This is a genomic window from Bradyrhizobium septentrionale (genome assembly GCF_011516645.4).
In the GTDB taxonomy this organism is placed as follows: domain Bacteria; phylum Pseudomonadota; class Alphaproteobacteria; order Rhizobiales; family Xanthobacteraceae; genus Bradyrhizobium; species Bradyrhizobium septentrionale.
The window spans coordinates 1,312,816-1,329,504 of the sequence record NZ_CP088285.1; the positions used below are offsets into that span (position 1 = coordinate 1,312,816).

Genomic DNA, 16,689 nt, shown 5'->3' on the forward strand with positions numbered 1-16,689 from the left:
CATTCTGCGGGCATCACGCATGAGCGATCGACGGCTTTCTCTCAATCTCTTCATCTATCCGGGTGGCCATCACGAGGCGGCGTGGCGCTACAAGGGCTCCGCCGCGGACCGCATCCTCGACGTCACCTTTTATCAGGAGCTGGCGCAGAAGGCCGAGGCGCACAAATTCGACGCGATCTTCTTTGCCGACGGACCGGCCCTGGCCGACAATGTCCGCTACGCGCAGCGCTTCCGCTTCGAGCCGATCACCTGGCTCGCCGCAATTGCGGTCGCCACCAAGCGGATCGGCCTGATCGCGACCGCGTCAACGACCTATAGCGAGCCTTACAACCTTGCCCGCCTGTTCGCCTCGCTCGACCATCTCAGCGGCGGCCGTGCCGGCTGGAACATCGTGACGACAAGCACGGCGCAGGCGGCGCAGAATTTCGGCCTGCCGGAGCATCCGCCGCATCACGAACGCTACGAGCGGGCGCGGGAATATCTCGACGTCATCACCCGTCTTTGGGACAGCTGGGAAGACGACGCGCTGATCAACGACCCCGTCTCCGGGGTGTTTGCCGATACCGGCAAGATCCATGCGATCGACCATTTCGGGAAGCATTTTCGGGTTCGCGGGCCGCTCAACATCTCGCGGACGCCGCAGGGACGGCCGGTCTACGTGCAGGCGGGCTCATCGGACGACGGCCGCGCCTTTGCCGCGCGCTTCGCGGAAGCGATCTTCACCGCGCATCAGACGCTGGCGAGCGCTCAGGAATTTTATGCCGACATCAAGCGTCAGGCGCGCGTGTTCGACCGCAGCCCCAATCAGATCAAGGTTCTGCCCGGCATCAGCCCGTTCATCGCCAGCACGCAAGCCGAGGCGGATCGGCTGCAGGACGAATTCAATGAACTGATCCAGCCGGAATATTCGCTGACCCAGCTGCGCCAGATGATCGGGCTCGACCTTGCCGGCTTCGATCTCGACGGCCCGTTCCCGCGCCACCTGATCGACACCAACGGTGCCCGCGGCGTGGCCAGCCGCTTCAAGCTCGTGGTCGACATCGTCGATCGCGAGAAGCCGACGATCCGCCAGCTGGTCCAGCGCCTCGCCGGCGCGCGCGGCCATTGGGTGATTGCGGGCCCGCCGGAGAAGATCGCCGACAATATCCAGACCTGGTTCGAGAACGGCGCCGCCGACGGTTTCAACGTCATGCCGCCCTGGCTGCCCGGCGGATTCGATGTCTTTGCCGAGCAGGTCGTTCCGATCTTGCGCAAGCGCGGCCTGTTCCGCGACGACTACGCCGGCACGACGCTGCGCGATCATTACGGCCTGAACCGGCCGCCGAGCGTCTTTTCCGGCTCGATTCAGGCGATCGCCTGATCGCCTTACATTCCCCAGATCGTTCGGCCTTCCGCGGCAGATGCCGCCGCACGGCTCTCATCAAGGATGCAATGACGACCATGCAGACTGCGCGCTTCTTCCGGCTTTCCGTTTTTCTGCTTCTTGGCGCCGTGATCGGTGCCACCGTGCGCGCCGAGACGCCTGCCAAGCCCGAGTTGAAAGTCGGTTTTGTCCCGGGCCCCTATATCGACGAGTTCAAGGTCGGCGTGGCGCCGGAGCTGCAGAACAAGGGCTATCGCATCAGATACGTCGAGTTCTCGACCGGGCTCGAGGCCAACAACGCGGTGTTCAAGGGCGAGATCGATGCCAACGTGATGCAGCACACGATCTTCCTGAACTCCTACAACGAGCGGCAAAGCACCGATCTCGTCGGAATCGTCCACGTGCCGACGCCGCCGATGGGGCTCTACTCCAAGAAGCACCCGCCGGGCACGCCGATCAGGCCGGGCTCGACGATCGCGGTGCCCAACGATCCCGTCAATCTGCAGCGCGCATTGTGGATCCTGCGCGACCTCGGCCTCGTCGAGATCCGCGACTCAAAGCCGGTCGACGTCAGCGAGCTCGAACGTCATCAAGAACCCCGGCGGCATCAAGATCGTGCCGCTGGAAGCAGCCCAGGCGCCGCGCGCGCTCGACGACGTCGACTTCGCCGCGATCCAGGGCAATTTCGCGATCTACAGCGGGTTGAAGCTGACCAATGCGTTCGCGCTGGAAAGGATGACGACACCCTACATCAACGTGGTCGCCGTCAAGAAGGCCAATGCGGATGCGGCGTGGGCGCAGGACATCGTTGCCGGCTACAAATCGCAGACCTTCAAGACCGCGATCCTCTCGGACCGCTTCTATGACGGGTTTGCCTTGCCGGACTACCTGAAGTGATGGCCCGGCCGTCCAGAGCATTTTCGGTTCTGATTGAATCAGAACCGAAGCTCTAGATTCTTGTTTTGACGCGTTTTCTTCACGCGAACCGGTGTCCACTTCGCTCGAAAACGCTCCAGAGCGCCGGAAACCATCCAACGCGGCGCTCACACGGCTCGCTATTGCTGTCAGTTCGCTTTCGCCTTCACGTATCGGCCCGGCGCGGATTCCCCTGGAGGATAGAGATTGCTGCCGAGCTGCGGGCGGGCGGGCACCTGGTCTTCAGCCCACGGCTTGAGCCATGCGATCCAGTCGTTCCACCAGCTGCCCGGCTTTTCGGCCGCGCCCGCCCGCCATGCCGCCGGGTCGTCGCATCGCTCGTCCGACAGCCAGTAGCTTCGCTTGTTCTTCGAGGCGGGGTTGATCACGCCGGCAATATGCCCGCTCGCACCCAGCACAAAGCGGGTGTTGCCACTGAACAGGCCGGTGGTGCGATAGGCCGATCGCCATGGCACGATGTGATCCTCAACGGTCGCCAGGACATAGGCAGGCAGGTCGACCCGCCCCAGATCGACAGGCGTGCCGCACATCGTCAGGCGGTTCGGCTCCCGAAGGTTGTTCTCCAGGTACATGTTGCGGATGTACCAGCAATACATCGGCCCCGGCAGGTTGGTCACGTCGGCGTTCCAGAACAGAAGATCGAAACGTTCCGGCGATTTTCCCTTCAGATAGTTGTTGATCACGTTCGGCCAGATCAGCTCCTTCGACCGCAGGGTTTGAAACACAAACCCGAGCTCCGAGCCGCGGTAGATGCCGCCATTGCCGATGGTCTGCTCCCGCTGTCGCGTACTCTCCTCGTCCACGAACACGCCGAGGTCCCCCGGCTCGCGGAAGTCGAGCATCGTCGTCAGCAATGTCACGCAGGCGACAGACTCATCGCCCCGCGTGCGCAGGATCGCCAGCGCGGACGACAGGATAGTTCCCCCGACGCACCAGCCGACCACGTTGGCCTTGTCGGCACCGGAGATCGACCGGGCCACCTCGATCGCACGCATAGCGCCCTGTTCGACGTAATCGTCCCAGGCAAAGTGCCCGCATGAGGCATCCGGATTGCGCCAGGAGACCATGAAGACGGTCAGGCCATGCTCGACCGCGAAACGGACGAAGGAATTGGCCGGCTGCAGGTCGAGAATGTAGAACTTGTTGATGCAGGGCGGCACGATCAGCAGCGGCCGTGCCGTCACCTGCTCGGTCGCCGGTTCATATTGAATGAGCTGAAACAGCTCGTTCTCGAAGACGACCGCGCCCCTTGATGTGGCGACGTCCTTTCCGACTTCGAAAGCCTCCTCATCGGTGATCGTCAGGCTGCCTCTGCCCAGATCGGTCATCAGGTTCTCGAGGCCGGCCTTGAGACTCTGACCTTCGCTGTCCGTCGCAAGCTTGATGACGTCAGGATTGGTGGCAATGAAATTGGTCGGGCTCATCGCCTCGACAAGCTGACGCGTGAAGAAGCGCAGGCGAAGCTTTTCCTTCTCGTCGAGATCGAGCGCTTCAACGAAATCGACGCAATAGCGCGCGTTCAGCAAATAGCATTGCTTCAAAAGGCTATAGGCCGCGTTGTCCCGCCATTCCTCGGCGTTGAACCTGCGATCGCCACGCGCGGGCTCGATGCTCCCTTCGCTCGACACCCCGGACGCCGATCTGATGATGTGCTCGGTGAGCTGGTACAGGCGCTTGAGGTGCTCGGCCTGCAATTCGGCGAGGCGTCCCGACGAATTCAGGGTTGAGCCGAGGTTCGCCCCCTCGCGATCGACGTTCGTCGCCCACCCGAGCGACCGCCACAGGCTTTCCCCCGCTTTCATGAAACCCTCGACAAATTCGTCGGGCATGTTGAATGGCCGATTCATGACGTCCCTCGCTAGGCAAGATTGACTGGTTCGCTTCCGATTTCGGGCAGCTTCTAGCTGGCGCCCTTTGCCCTCGGATGCACCGAGAGCCTATTATGTTTCCGGGCGCTTGCGCGTGACCGATTTCAGCCGGTCCCGCCGCGCCGCAGTCTCAGGACCCGGAGCGGACAGCGCCCTCCCTGATCCCGTCGACGCTGACGGAGAGGCGCTTGATCTTGTCGTACAGTGTCTGCTTCGGGATGCTCAGAAGCGCGGCGGTCGCCTGGACGTCGCCTTGCTTGCGGCGCAGCGCGTCCTCGATGATCGATCGCTCGATGTTCTCCAATTGCCGCGGCAATGACATATCCGACGTCCCGAATCCCGCCTTGTTGATCGTCTTGCGGTCGAGCACACCAAGCACGAAACGATCGGCGACGTTGCGCAGTTCCCGCACATTGCCCGGCCACGAATAGGCCAGCAAATGCGACATGGTCTGCTCGTCCAGGATCGGCGCATCACGCTCGAACCGCCGCGCCGCGTCCAGGGTGAAATGCTCGAACAGCAGAGGGATATCCTCGCGCCGCTCGCGCAGCGGTGGCAGCTCGATGAATGCGACGCCGAGGCGATAGTAGAGATCGGCACGAAACAGCCGCTTTTCGCTCAGTTCGAACAAATTGGCCTTGCTCGCGGCCACGACCCGGCAATCTACCGAGATCGGCTTGTTGGTTCCGACGCGCTCGATGGATCTGTCCTGCAGCGACCTGAGCAACTTGACCTGGACGCTCAACGGCATGCTCTCGATCTCGTCGAGGAACAACGTCCCGCCATTGGCATATTCGATCTTTCCGATCCGTTGCCGGGTGGCGCCGGTGAACGCGCCCACCTCGTGGCCGAACAGCTCGCTCTCGACCAGCGATTCCGGAAGGCCGCCGCAATTCACCGCGACATAGTTGCCGCCGCGGCGACCGCTGTGATTGTGCAGGCAGCGCGCGACCACGTCCTTGCCGGTTCCGGTTTCACCATAGATCGTGACATCGACATTGGTCGTAGCCAAAGTGGAGACGAGCCGGCGCACTTCCTGGATCTGCGGCGATCGGCCCTGCAGGCTCGCCTCGATTCCCTGGCGATCCGCCAGGGCCGATCGCAGCGAACGAACCTCCAGGGTCAGCCGCCGCTTTTCTGCCGCGCGGCGCACCACCGAGATCAGTTGCTCCGAGGAGCACGGCTTCTCGATGAAGTCGTAGGCGCCGGCCCGCATCGCCTGCACGGCCATTGAGATATCACCGTGACCGGTGATCAGGATCACCGGGAGATCCTGGTCCAATCGACGCAGATCGGACAGCCATTCCAGGCCGCTCCGCCCGCGCAGGCGCACGTCGCAGACCACGACAAAGGGCATGTCGGCACGAACGGATCCGTTGGCGGTCTCGACCGAGGCAAATCCCGAGACCGAAAATCCCGCGAGCTCGAGCGCCTGGACGCCGCCGATCCGGACGTCGTCGTCGTCCTCGACATAGATCACGCCGATCGATTGGTCATCGCCCATGCGAAGCCGCCTCTGCTATCTCAGCCAATGGAAGGATCACGACAAACTCGGCACCATCAGGCATCAGGTTTCGCGCACGCAGTTCGCCGCCAAAAGAGCGCGCGATGTGGTTGGAGAGCATCAGGCCGAGGCCCAATCCCTTGCCGGCGGGCTTGGTCGTCACGAATGGCTCGAACATGCGCTGCAGAACGTCGGATGCGATCGCGGGCCCGCTGTTGCTGATCGCGATGCGGCAGCGCGCGGTCTGCGCCTCCTCCCTGCTCGCCCGGATCAGGATCGACTTCTGGTCGACGCTCTCCACCGCATCCAGCGCATTGGCCACGATGTTGCACAACAGCTGCTCCAATCGCGTCTGATCGGCGACGACGGCCAGCTTCGCGTCGATCTCGGTCGCGACGGCGACCCCGCCGTCCTTGACTCGCCCGGCGAGTATCTTGAGCGCCTCGGCGACGGCCTGTTCGACGGAGACCGCACCAAGCGGGCTGCTCGACTTGTATGCGAACACCCGCAATTGGCTGGTCAGGCGTCCGAGCCGGCGGACCAGCTCGCCAATTCGGGTGAGATTTCCCCGGGCATCGCCGATCGACCCGCGGTCGACCAGCAGGACCGCATTGTCGGCAGCGGTCTGCAGCGCAGCCAGCGGCTGGTTCAGCTCGTGCACGATGCCGGCCGACATCTGGCCGAGCGCGGCCAGCTTGCCGGCGTGAACGAGTTCGTCCTGGGCGGCCCGCAATTCGGCGGTGCGCTCCTGCACCCTCGTCTCGAGCATGTCGTTGGCCGTCTGCAACGCGGCCTGGCTGGCCAACCGGTGCTTGATCTCTCTCCGGCGTTGCTCGACAAGGCCGAGCGCCAGCAGCGCAACGACGGCGACGAGACCCGATATGCCCCCGATGATGAGCGCGATCTGCCGTGTGGGCGCCTCGTCATCGAGAAGGACCAGGTTCCACAAACCGCGGTTGATCGGAAGCTCGCTGACCGTGTAGGCGGTTCCGTTCTGCGTGGTGATCCGCGCGGCGTCGCTCTCGGACTGGGCGGCGAAGGTCCATCCGAGCGGCGCCAGGTCGTGGTTTCCGTAGGGTTTGGACCGTGCAATGTCATCGCGCGTCTGGACCGACAGCGGCGCCATCGGGCGGTAGCGCCACTCGTCGCGCGAGGCAAGGATCGTCACCTTGCGCTCGTCGACCAGCAGGATGTCGTTATCAGTGTTGCGCCACGCTCGCTCGAACGAGTCCAGATTGACCTTGACGGTGGCGACGCCCTTCGTCGTGCCGCCCTGTTTCAGCGCATAGGACAGATAGTAGCCGGCGCGCGCCGTGGTGATACCGATACCGAAGAATGCCCCGCGGCCGCTCGCGAGTGCTTCGCTCACATAGGGGCGATACGACAGGTTTTCGCCGAAGGGTGTCCCGGGCTGGTCGAAATCGGCCGCGGCCAGCGTCGCGCCGGAGACGCCCAGGACATAGAGGTTGTCGGCGCCCGCAAGCAGGTTGATCGACTTCAGATACAGGCTGACGGTTTGCTGCAGTGCAGGATCATTGGGGGCCTCGAGCAGCCGGAACACACTGGGAGACGTCTCCAGCAGGGAGGGCAGGTATTCGAATCTCGAAAGATAACCGTCGAGCCTGGCGGCCTCGACCGCCAGCCGCTGTTGCGCCGCGGCGTGCAAATGGTCGAGCCCGCGGCGGAACGTGATCGCATATCCGAGCCACGATGCCGCGGCGACCAGCGCAAGGGCAAGCGCGCCGCGAACCAGCCACCGCGTGGAAATGGGCATCACCAAACCGACTTTGGGAGGCCCCTTGATGTTCACCAGGGATGGAAGCTCCGTCATCTTGTGAACCAGCACAAAGCGGGGCGCGCCGGCCACTGCGGACGACCACTCACGCATGGGCCAACTCTATGGTCTTGCCTCGGAATACGCGACAGGAAAATCCGGTGTGGGCGATGATGACCGGCAAGGTCACGCACGCCCCGGTCAGGATGACCTTGAGCGTGGCATGACTAACGGCGGCCTGCCGGACGGTGAGCTGGTCCATCACGACATCGATCTCCTCCGCGAACGCAATCAATGCAGCTTGACGTGCGGCTCGGTCCGCCGGGTGATCAGGCGGGCCAATGTGTCGAGCGCGACCTTCGCCGGACCATGCAGGGCGTATTCGTGCATCTTGTACAGCGACAGGTACATCATCCGGGCGAACATCCCCTCGAAGACCAGGCTGCCACCCACCAGCGCGCCCATCATCGAGCCGACCGTGCTGAATTCGCCGAGCGACACCAGCGACCCGAAGTCCCGGTAACGATAATCCTTGAGCGCCTCGCCTTGCAGAAGCCGCGGGATCTGCGAATAGAGGTGGGAGGCCTGCTGATGCGCCGCCTGGGCGCGCGGCGGCACATTGCCCCTTTCGCCCCATGAGCGGGCCGAACAGTCGCCTATCGCGAAGATGCTGTCGTCGCGCGTGGTCTGCAGGGTCGGCCGCACCACCAGCTGATTGATGCGGTTGGTTTCGAGGCCGGCGATATCCTTCAGGAAATCCGGTGCCTTGACTCCGGCGGCCCAGACGATCAGCTCGGCAGGAATCGTCCGGCCGTCCGTCAGGCTGACATGGTCGCAACCGACCTCGGAAACCTTGGCGCCGACCAAGAGATCGACGCCAAGCTTGACCAGCAGCTTCTCCGTCTCTTGCGAAACCCGTTCCGGCAGCGCGGGAAGCACCCGGTCCGCGGCCTCAATCAGCGTGATCCTGATGTCCTTGTGGGGATCGACCTGGTCGAGGCCATAGGCCACCACCTCCCGCGTCGTCCGGTGCAGCTCCGCCGCAAGCTCGACGCCGGTCGCGCCGGCGCCGATGATTGCGACCTTCAACTGGTGCTCCCCGAGCGGCCACGATTGGGCGTGGGCGCGGATGCACGCATTGACCATGCGTTCATGGAATCGTTTGGCATCGACCTGCGACTCCAGCTTGATCGCGTGATCCGCGACGCCGGGCGTGCCAAAGTCGTTGTTCTGGCTGCCGACGGCGATGACAAGGACGTCATAGTCGAAGCTCCGCTTCGGCGTCACCTCGCGGCCTTCGGCATCGAGATAGGGCGCCACCTGCACCAGGCGCCGCTCCCGGTCGATCCCGATCATCTCGCCGATCCGGTAGCGGAAGCCGTGCCAATAGGATTGCGCGAGATAGTCGACCTCATGGGCGGCGATATCCATGCTGCCGGCCGCGATCTCGTGCAGCTTCGGCTTCCAGACATGGGTGCGGTTGCGCTCGATCAACGTGACCTCGAGCTTTCCCTTGCGGCCGTATTTGTCGCCGAGCCGGGTCGCGAGCTCCAGTCCGCCCGCTCCGCCGCCGACAATCACGACCCGCCGCTTTCCCGATTGCACCTCACTCATGATGGCCTCGACCGATCGCGTTCACGTCCGCCCAATCATGTCCTTCCGGTCAGGCGCGCTCGGAAACCGCATCCGCGACGGCCACTGCAGCCATGTTCACGATACGGCGCACGGTGGAGGACGGCGTGAGAATATGCGCCGGCTTTGCCGCGCCGAGCAAAATCCCGCCGACCGTCAGCCCCTGCCCCGCGGCCATCCGCAACAGATTGTATGAGATGTTGGCGGCGTCCAAATTCGGCATCACCAGCACGTTGGCCGGACCGACAAAGCCGGAATCGGGAAATTCATGATCGAGCACGGACTGCGAAAGCGCCGCATCGCCGCGCATCTCGCCCTCCACGGCCAGATCGGGCGACCGCTCGCGAATGATCGCGCGCGCCTCCCGCATCTTGTGCGCTTCCGGCACCGCCGAGCTCCCGAAGCTCGAATGCGACAGCAGCGCCACCCTCGGCGTGATGCCGAAGCGCTTGACCTCCTCCGCCGCCAGCAAGGCGATGTCGGCGACCTGCTCGGCGGTCGGATTGAGATTGCAGTGGGTATCGCAAATGAAAAGCTGATGCTGCGGGAGTATGAGCATCTGCATCACGGCGAGTGTCCGCACGTTCTCCCGCGTTCCGATCACGTTGCGGATCGCCGCCAGATGATCCGCGGTCCGCCCGATCACGCCGCACAGCATCGCATCGCCGATGCCCCGTTCCAGCAGGATCGACGCCAGCACGGTCGCGTTGCTCCGCGTTTCCGAAAACGCCAGCGCGGCCGACACGCCGTCGCGCTTCCTGCGCAGATGGTAGACATCTGCGCACTGTGAATAGACTTCTGCATCGTGCGGATCGATGATCTCGCAGTCGGTGCCGGGCCTGAGCCGAAGCCCGAACGCCGCGATCCGATCATCGATCGTCGCCGGCCGGCCAAGCAGCAGCGGCCTGGCGATCCCCTCGTCGACGATGACCTGCGCCGCGCGCAGCACGCGCTCATCCTCGCCCTCCGCCAGAACGAGGGATTTTCCGCTTCTCTTGGCGATGGAAAAGACCGGCTGCATCGCGTTGCCGGATTGATAGACGAACCGGCCCAGTTGTTGGCGATAGGCATCCATATCGGCGATCGGACGTCGGGCGACGCCGCTGTCGGCCGCGGCCCTGGCCACCGCCGGCGCGATCATCTCGATCAGGCGCGGGTCGAACGGCTTGGGAATGAGGTAGTCGCGGCCGAAGCGAAGTCCCTCGCCCTTGTACGCGGCGGCAACGACTTCCGGTACCTCCGCCATGGCGAGGTCCGCGAGCGCGCGGACCGTCGCGAGCTTCATCTCCTCATTGATGGTGGTCGCCCCGCAGTCGAGCGCACCGCGGAAGATGAACGGGAAACAAAGCACATTGTTGATCTGGTTCGGGTAGTCCGAACGCCCGGTGCCGATGATCGCATCGGGACGCACCGCCAGCGCGTCCTCCGGCATGATTTCGGGAATCGGATTGGCCATCGCGAAGATCAGGGGATCGCGGGCCATCTTCTTGACCATGTCAGGCGTCAGCACCTTGCCGGCCGACAGGCCAAGGAAGACGTCGGCGTCCGCAATGATGTCGTCCAGGCTTCGCGCATCCGTCTTGACGGCATAGCGCGCCTTGTTGTCGTCCATGCTTTCCACGCGGCCGGCATACACGACGCCCTTGGCGTCGGTCACGATGATCCGCTCGCGGCGCAATCCAAGGCTCACGATCAGATCGAGGCAGGCAAGCGCCGCGGCGCCTGCGCCGGAGCAGACCAGCTTGACGTCCGCGATGTCCTTCTTGACCAGCTTCAGTCCATTGAGGATCGCCGCGGCCGCGATGATCGCGGTGCCGTGCTGATCGTCGTGGAACACCGGTATCTTCATCCGCTCGCGGAGCTTCTTCTCGATGTAGAAGCATTCCGGTGCCTTGATGTCCTCCAGGTTGATGCCGCCGAAGGTCGGCTCCATCCTGGCGATCGTCTCGATCAGCGCGTCGGGGTCTTCCTCGGCGAGCTCGATGTCGAAAACGTCGATTCCGGCGAACTTCTTGAACAGGCACGCCTTGCCTTCCATGACCGGTTTTCCGGCCAGCGCGCCGATATTGCCGAGGCCGAGCACCGCCGTGCCGTTGGTGATGACGGCGACGAGATTGCTGCGCGCCGTCAGCACATCGGCTTGCAGCGGGTCCTGGGCGATGACCAGGCAAGGCTCCGCCACACCGGGTGAATACGCCAACGCCAGATCGCGCTGGGTGGCCATTGCCGTGGTCGGCACCACGGAGATCTTTCCCGGCGTCGGCAGGCGATGATATTCGAGGGCGGCTTCCTTCAGATCTTGGTCCATCATGTTCCCCGGCTTGATGTCTTCGTCCGAGGGGCCGCAATGCGCTTGCCCCTCGCTTTCGTTTTCGCCCTCGACCGACGCGAGGCAGGCCCGCGTCGAGCGCACGCGCCGTCACCCTTGCGGCGCGTTGCCGGAACAGCTCAGACCACGTGCTGGCCACCATTCGCCGAGATCGTCGAGCCGGTGATGAAGCCGGCATCGTCGGACGCCAGGAACAGCACCGCGCGCGCGATCTCGTGCGGTTCACCCAAGCGGCCGACCGGAATCTGAGGCAGGATGTTCTTGGCTACGATCTCCGGGTTGATCGCCTTGACCATCTCGGTGGCGATGTAGCCGGGACAGATCGCGTTGACCGTGATGCCGGCGCGCGCGCCTTCCTGGGCCAGCGCCTTCACGAAGCCGATGTCGCCTGCCTTGGCGGCGGAGTAGTTGACCTGGCCCATCTGGCCCTTCTGGCCGTTGATCGAGGAGATGCAGATCACCCGGCCGAACTTGCGCTCGCGCATGCCGTCCCACACCGGCCGCGTCATGTTGAACAGCGAGTTCAAATTGGTGTTGATGACCGCGTACCATTGCTCCGCCGTCATCTTGTGGAACATGCCGTCCTTGGTGATGCCAGCATTGTTGACCAGCACCTCCACCGGCCCGAGATCGGCCTCGACCTGCTTCAGGCCCGCGACGCACGCCTCGTAGTTCGAGACATCCCATTTGTAGACGGCGATGCCGGTCTCGGACTTGAACTTCGCGGCCGCCTCGTCATTGCCGGCATAGCTCGCCGCCACCTTGTAGCCGGCTGCCTTGAGCGCGACCGAGATCGCCTCGCCGATGCCGCGCGTTCCGCCGGTCACCACTGCAACTCTGGACATGATTTGCTCCCAATTTTGATTGATTGCACCCGCCGGCCCTTGTTGAGGTGAGCTCGGCCTCGCTCAGCGCTCGACCGTCAGGGCGACGCCCATGCCGCCGCCGATACACAGCGTGGCGAGCCCCTTCTTCGCGCCACGCTTCTGCATTTCGAACAAGAGCGTCGTGAGCACGCGCGCACCGGACGCGCCGATCGGATGGCCGATGGCGATGGCGCCACCGTTCACGTTGACGATCGACGGATCCCAGCCCATGTCCTTGTTGACGGCGATCGCCTGCGCCGCGAAGGCCTCGTTGGCTTCGACAAGATCGAGGTCTTTGACCTTCCAGCCGGCCTTTTCCAGCGCCTTGCGCGATGCCGGAATTGGCCCTGAACCCATCACCGCGGGATCGACGCCGGCGGTGGCCCACGAGACGATTTTCGCGAGCGGCGTCAGGCCGCGCTTGCTGGCTTCGTCGGCGCTCATCAACACCAGCGCGGCCGCGCCGTCGTTGAGACCCGAAGCGTTGCCGGCGGTCACCGTGCCTTCCTTGTTGAAGGCGGGCTTCAGCTTTGCAAGCGCGTCCAGCGTCGTGCCCGGGCGGATATATTCGTCCTGGTCGACAACGACATCGCCCTTCCTGGTCTTGACCGTGACCGGGACGATCTCGTCCTTGAACCGGCCGCCCTTCTGCGCATCCTCGGCCTTGTTCTGCGAGCCGGTGGCGAACGCATCCTGCTCCTCCCTTGTGATCTGCCATCTGGCGGCGATGTTCTCCGCCGTGACACCCATGTGGTAGCCGTGGAAGGCATCGAGCAGGCCGTCCTTCAACATCGAGTCGACGAACTTGACGTCGCCCATCTTGGTGCCGCCGCGCATATGCGACAGATGCGGCGCCATCGACATCGACTCCATGCCGCCGGCGACGATGATCCTGGCGTCGCCATTGGCGATCTGCTGCAGGCCAAGCGCTACCGACCGCAGGCCCGAGCCGCAGAGCTGGTTCATGCCCCACGCCGTCTTCTCCTGCGGAATGCCGGCTGCCATCGCGGCCTGCCGCGCCGGGTTCTGACCCTCACCGCCGGACAGCACCTGGCCCAGGATGACCTCGTCGACGTCCTCAGGCGACACTTTGGCGCGCTCGAGCGCCCCCTTGATCGCGATCGCCCCGAGTTCGTGGGCGGGTATCGTCCCGAACGCTCCGTTGAAGGAGCCCACCGGTGTCCGCGCCGCGGAGACCACAACCACGTCCGTCATGACCAACTCCCTTGATATACTTCTGATGAACTGGCGGTGATCGTCGGCGACCACCTTCAGTATTCGCTAGCCTGTCGTTACGGCAACTTCGATGTCGCTCGGATCAATGTCGCGATCGAGCCCGGCACGCAGCTTCTCGCGGTCGAGTTCGCCTTCCCACCACGCCACGACGACGCAAGCAACACCGTTGCCGCACAGATTGGTCAGTGCCCGACACTCGCTCATGAACTTGTCGATGCCGAGTACGATCGCCATGCCGGGAAGCAGCTCAGGCCTGACAGCCGCGAGCGTGCCTGCGAGCGTGATGAAGCCGGCGCCGGTGATTCCCGAGGCGCCCTTCGACGTCAGCATGGCAACGATGAGGATCGTCATTTGCTCACCGAAGCTGAGCTCGACATTCATCGCCTGGGCGATGAACAGCGTCGCCAGGGTCATGTAGATGTTGGTGCCGTCGAGGTTGAAGGAGTAGCCGGTGGGCACGACGAGGCCGACGACCGACTTGGAGCAGCCGAGACGCTCCAGCTTTTCCATCAACTGCGGAAGCGCGCTCTCCGAGGATGACGTGCCGAGCACGATCAGCAGCTCGTCCTTGATGTATTTGAGGAACTTGAAGATGGAGAAACCAGCGATGCGGGCGATGATGCCGAGCCCGACGACCACGAACAGCAGCGCGGTGAGATAGAAGGTCGCGATCAGACCGGCGAGATTGCCGAGCGCCTGGGGCCCATAGCGGCCGATCGTGTAGGCCATTGCACCAAAAGCGCCGATCGGCGCGACCTTGACGACGATCGAGATGACGCCGAACATCGCATGCGCGACGTCGTCGATCATCGAACGGACCGTGTGAGCCCGTTCGCCGAGCCCCATCAGCGCGAAGCCGAACAGGATGGCAAACAGCAGCACCTGCAGGATCTCGCCCTGGGCGAACGCTCCGACCACGGTGTCCGGAATGATGTGCAGGACGAAGTCGACCGACTTCATCTCGCTCGCCTGCTTGGCATAGCCGGCGACCGCCGCGGCGTTCGACTGGCCCTGGAACCCTGTTCCCGGATGCAGCACGTTGGCGACGATCAGGCCCAGCGCCAGCGCAAAGGTCGAGACGACCTCGAAATAGACCAGCGACTTGATCGCGACGCGGCCCACTTTCTTCACTTCGGAAATATGGGCGATGCCGGAGACGACCGTGCAGAAGATGATCGGCGCAATGGCCATCTTGATGAGCTTGACGAAGCCGTCGCCCATCGCCTTGATCCAGTCATTCTTGGCGAGATCAGGCCAGAGCCAGCCGACAATAACGCCGAGCACGATCGCCGCGAGCACCTGAACGTACAGAATCCGGTAAAACGGCTTCTTCTGCGTGACAGGCAACGTTCCGGACGTCGCAGTGGTCGTTGCAGACATTGTGTCTTCTCCCTGATCTCTCTGTGCCTGCGTATCGGCAGGCAAACGTCATTTCTTCTTCTGTGGCGGCAGATCGGTGCAGTGGCCTTCGAAGACCTCCGCCGCCATGCCGATGGACTCGCCGAGCGTCGGGTGCGGATGAATGGTCTTGCCGATATCCGCCGGCTCGCATCCCATCTCGATCGCAAGGCAGATTTCGCTGATCAGATCGCCCGCATGCGTGCCGACGATCCCGCCGCCGATGACGCGATGGGTTGTCGTGTCGAACAGCAGCTTGGTGAAACCCTCGTCGCGTCCGTTGGCGATGGCCCGGCCGGACGCCGCCCAAGGAAAGACCGCCTTGCCGAACTTGATGCCCTCGGCCTTGCACTGCTCCTCGGTCTTGCCGGCCCAGGCCACTTCGGGATCGGTGTAGGCGACGGACGGAATCTGTCGCGCATCGAAATACGACTTCTCGCCGTGTGCCACTTCGGCCGCCACATGACCTTCATGCACGGCCTTGTGCGCCAGCATCGGCTGCCCCACGACGTCGCCAATGGCAAAGATGTGCGCCACGTTGGTGCGCATCTGCCTGTCGACGTCGATGAAGCCGCGATCCGTGACCGCGACACCGGCCTTGTCGGCACCGATCTTCTTGCCGTTCGGGCTGCGACCGACCGACACCAGGACGAGGTCATAGAGCTGCGGTCCCGCGGGGGCTTGCTCGCCTTCGAAGCTGACCTCGATCCCGGCTTCGGTGGCCTTCCCGCCGACCGTCTTGGTCTTCAGCATCACCTTGTCGAAGCGATGCGTGTTCATCTTGTCCCAGACCTTGACCAGGTCACGGTCGGCGCCCTGCATCAGGCCGTCGAGCATTTCGACGACGTCGATGCGTACCCCGAGGGTCGAATAGACCGTCGCCATTTCGAGCCCGATGATGCCGCCGCCAATCACCAGCATGCGCTTCGGGATCGACTTCAGCTCCAGCGCGCCGGTCGAATCGACGATGCGCGGATCCTCGGGCAGGAAAGGCAGCTTCACGGCCTCGCTGCCGGCGGCGATGATCGCCTTGGCGAACCTGATCGTTTTCTTGCCGCCCGCCACGGCGACCTCCAGATGATGCGGGTCGAGGAAGGCACCGACGCCGGTCACCACCTCGACCTTGCGGGCCTTGGCCATCCCGGCGAGCCCGCCCGTCAGCTTCTTGATCACGCCGTCCTTGAAAGCGCGCAGCTTGCCCAGGTCGATCTGCGGCGCGCCAAAGGAGATCCCGTGGTCCGGGAGATGCTTGACCTCGTCGACGACGGACGCCGTATGCAGCAGCGCCTTGCTCGGGATACAGCCGACGTTGAGACACACGCCTCCGAGCGTGTCGTAGCGCTCGACCAGCACGGTCTTCATGCCGAGATCGGCGGCGCGGAAGGCGGCCGAATAGCCGCCGGGACCGGCGCCCAGCACCAGCACGTCGCATTCGATCTCCGCCTTGCCGGAATAGGACGCCGCAGTGGGCGCAACCGGCGGCGGAGCGGCGGCCGGCTGCGATGCAGGCGCTGGCGCGGGTGCCGGCGCAGCCGCGGCGCCCGCGGTCTCCAGCACGAGGATCGTCGACCCTTCGCTCACCTTGTCGTCGACCTTGACCCTGACTTCCTTGACGACGCCGGCATGCGAGGATGGGATCTCCATCGACGCCTTGTCGGACTCGACCATGATGAGGCTGGTATCAACCGCGACGGTCTCGCCGGGCTTCACCATGACCTCGATGACGGCCACGTCCTTGAAGTCGCCGATATCGGGGACCTTGACTTCGATCTGCTGAGCCATG

11 protein-coding genes and 1 pseudogene are annotated in these 16,689 nt (G+C 63.9%); 2 read left to right on the forward strand and 10 right to left on the reverse strand.

The genetic code is table 11. From position 1 onward, the window contains the following. Positions 1-19: 19 nt before the first annotated feature. Positions 20-1,360, forward strand: a complete 1,341-nt coding sequence (locus HAP48_RS08145; protein ID WP_166214194.1) for an LLM class flavin-dependent oxidoreductase — start codon at positions 20-22, stop codon at positions 1,358-1,360. Positions 1,361-1,440: 80 nt separating this feature from the next. After that, a pseudogene (locus HAP48_RS50440) lies at positions 1,441-2,260 on the forward strand (MetQ/NlpA family ABC transporter substrate-binding protein). Between the two features lie 167 nt (positions 2,261-2,427). Here the strand turns inward: HAP48_RS50440 and phaC are convergent. The 10 genes from phaC to lpdA all read right to left on the reverse strand — a co-directional run bounded on the left by phaC (position 2,428) and on the right by lpdA (position 16,688). Further along, the gene (gene phaC, locus HAP48_RS08155) at positions 2,428-4,146 is read right to left on the reverse strand and encodes a class I poly(R)-hydroxyalkanoic acid synthase (RefSeq protein WP_166214193.1); all 1,719 of its coding nucleotides are present in this window, start codon (positions 4,144-4,146) and stop codon (positions 2,428-2,430) included. Between the two features lie 151 nt (positions 4,147-4,297). After that, positions 4,298-5,671, reverse strand: a complete 1,374-nt coding sequence (locus HAP48_RS08160; protein ID WP_166214192.1) for a sigma-54-dependent transcriptional regulator — start codon at positions 5,669-5,671, stop codon at positions 4,298-4,300. After that, entirely contained in the window at positions 5,661-7,559 is a 1,899-nt protein-coding gene (locus HAP48_RS08165) for a sensor histidine kinase (protein ID WP_166214191.1), read from the reverse strand. The genes HAP48_RS08160 and HAP48_RS08165 overlap by 11 nt, the downstream gene beginning before the upstream one ends. After that, on the reverse strand, positions 7,552-7,707 hold the full coding sequence (locus HAP48_RS08170) for a hypothetical protein (RefSeq protein WP_175612349.1): 156 nt from the start codon (positions 7,705-7,707) through the stop codon (positions 7,552-7,554). Before HAP48_RS08170 ends, HAP48_RS08165 begins: the two co-directional genes overlap by 8 nt. A 29-nt stretch (positions 7,708-7,736) precedes the next feature. Further along, entirely contained in the window at positions 7,737-9,059 is a 1,323-nt protein-coding gene (locus tag HAP48_RS08175; RefSeq protein ID WP_166214190.1) for an NAD(P)/FAD-dependent oxidoreductase, read from the reverse strand. Between the two features lie 49 nt (positions 9,060-9,108). After that, on the reverse strand, positions 9,109-11,385 hold the full coding sequence (locus tag HAP48_RS08180; RefSeq protein ID WP_166214189.1) for an NADP-dependent malic enzyme: 2,277 nt from the start codon (positions 11,383-11,385) through the stop codon (positions 9,109-9,111). Between the two features lie 140 nt (positions 11,386-11,525). Beyond that, a complete protein-coding gene (phbB, locus tag HAP48_RS08185) occupies positions 11,526-12,251 on the reverse strand; it encodes an acetoacetyl-CoA reductase (RefSeq protein ID WP_166214188.1) in 726 nt (241 codons plus the stop codon). Positions 12,252-12,314: 63 nt separating this feature from the next. Beyond that, a complete protein-coding gene (locus HAP48_RS08190) occupies positions 12,315-13,487 on the reverse strand; it encodes an acetyl-CoA C-acetyltransferase (RefSeq protein ID WP_166214187.1) in 1,173 nt (390 codons plus the stop codon). Positions 13,488-13,553: 66 nt separating this feature from the next. Then, positions 13,554-14,888: a dicarboxylate/amino acid:cation symporter gene (locus tag HAP48_RS08195; RefSeq protein WP_166214186.1), complete on the reverse strand. Its 1,335-nt coding sequence runs from the start codon at positions 14,886-14,888 to the stop codon at positions 13,554-13,556. Positions 14,889-14,936: 48 nt separating this feature from the next. Then, positions 14,937-16,688 carry a dihydrolipoyl dehydrogenase gene (gene lpdA, locus HAP48_RS08200; protein WP_166214185.1) on the reverse strand — a complete coding sequence of 584 codons (1,752 nt, stop codon included), beginning with the start codon at positions 16,686-16,688 and terminating at the stop codon, positions 14,937-14,939. Between the last annotated feature and the right edge of the window lies 1 nt (position 16,689).

Excerpts from the sequence above, each read along its gene's own strand:
- HAP48_RS08170 (WP_175612349.1), bottom strand. The coding sequence starts at position 7,707 with ATGGACCAGCTCACCGTCCGGCAGGCCGCCGTTAGTCATGCCACGCTC.
- phbB (WP_166214188.1), bottom strand. The coding sequence starts at position 12,251 with ATGTCCAGAGTTGCAGTGGTGACCGGCGGAACGCGCGGCATCGGCGAG.
- phaC (WP_166214193.1), bottom strand. The coding sequence starts at position 4,146 with ATGAATCGGCCATTCAACATGCCCGACGAATTTGTCGAGGGTTTCATG.
- HAP48_RS08145 (WP_166214194.1), top strand. The coding sequence starts at position 20 with ATGAGCGATCGACGGCTTTCTCTCAATCTCTTCATCTATCCGGGTGGC.
- HAP48_RS08175 (WP_166214190.1), bottom strand. The coding sequence starts at position 9,059 with ATGAGTGAGGTGCAATCGGGAAAGCGGCGGGTCGTGATTGTCGGCGGC.
- HAP48_RS08195 (WP_166214186.1), bottom strand. The coding sequence starts at position 14,888 with ATGTCTGCAACGACCACTGCGACGTCCGGAACGTTGCCTGTCACGCAG.
- HAP48_RS08190 (WP_166214187.1), bottom strand. The coding sequence starts at position 13,487 with ATGACGGACGTGGTTGTGGTCTCCGCGGCGCGGACACCGGTGGGCTCC.
- lpdA (WP_166214185.1), bottom strand. The coding sequence starts at position 16,688 with ATGGCTCAGCAGATCGAAGTCAAGGTCCCCGATATCGGCGACTTCAAG.
- HAP48_RS08165 (WP_166214191.1), bottom strand. The coding sequence starts at position 7,559 with ATGCGTGAGTGGTCGTCCGCAGTGGCCGGCGCGCCCCGCTTTGTGCTG.
- HAP48_RS08160 (WP_166214192.1), bottom strand. The coding sequence starts at position 5,671 with ATGGGCGATGACCAATCGATCGGCGTGATCTATGTCGAGGACGACGAC.
- HAP48_RS08180 (WP_166214189.1), bottom strand. The coding sequence starts at position 11,385 with ATGGACCAAGATCTGAAGGAAGCCGCCCTCGAATATCATCGCCTGCCG.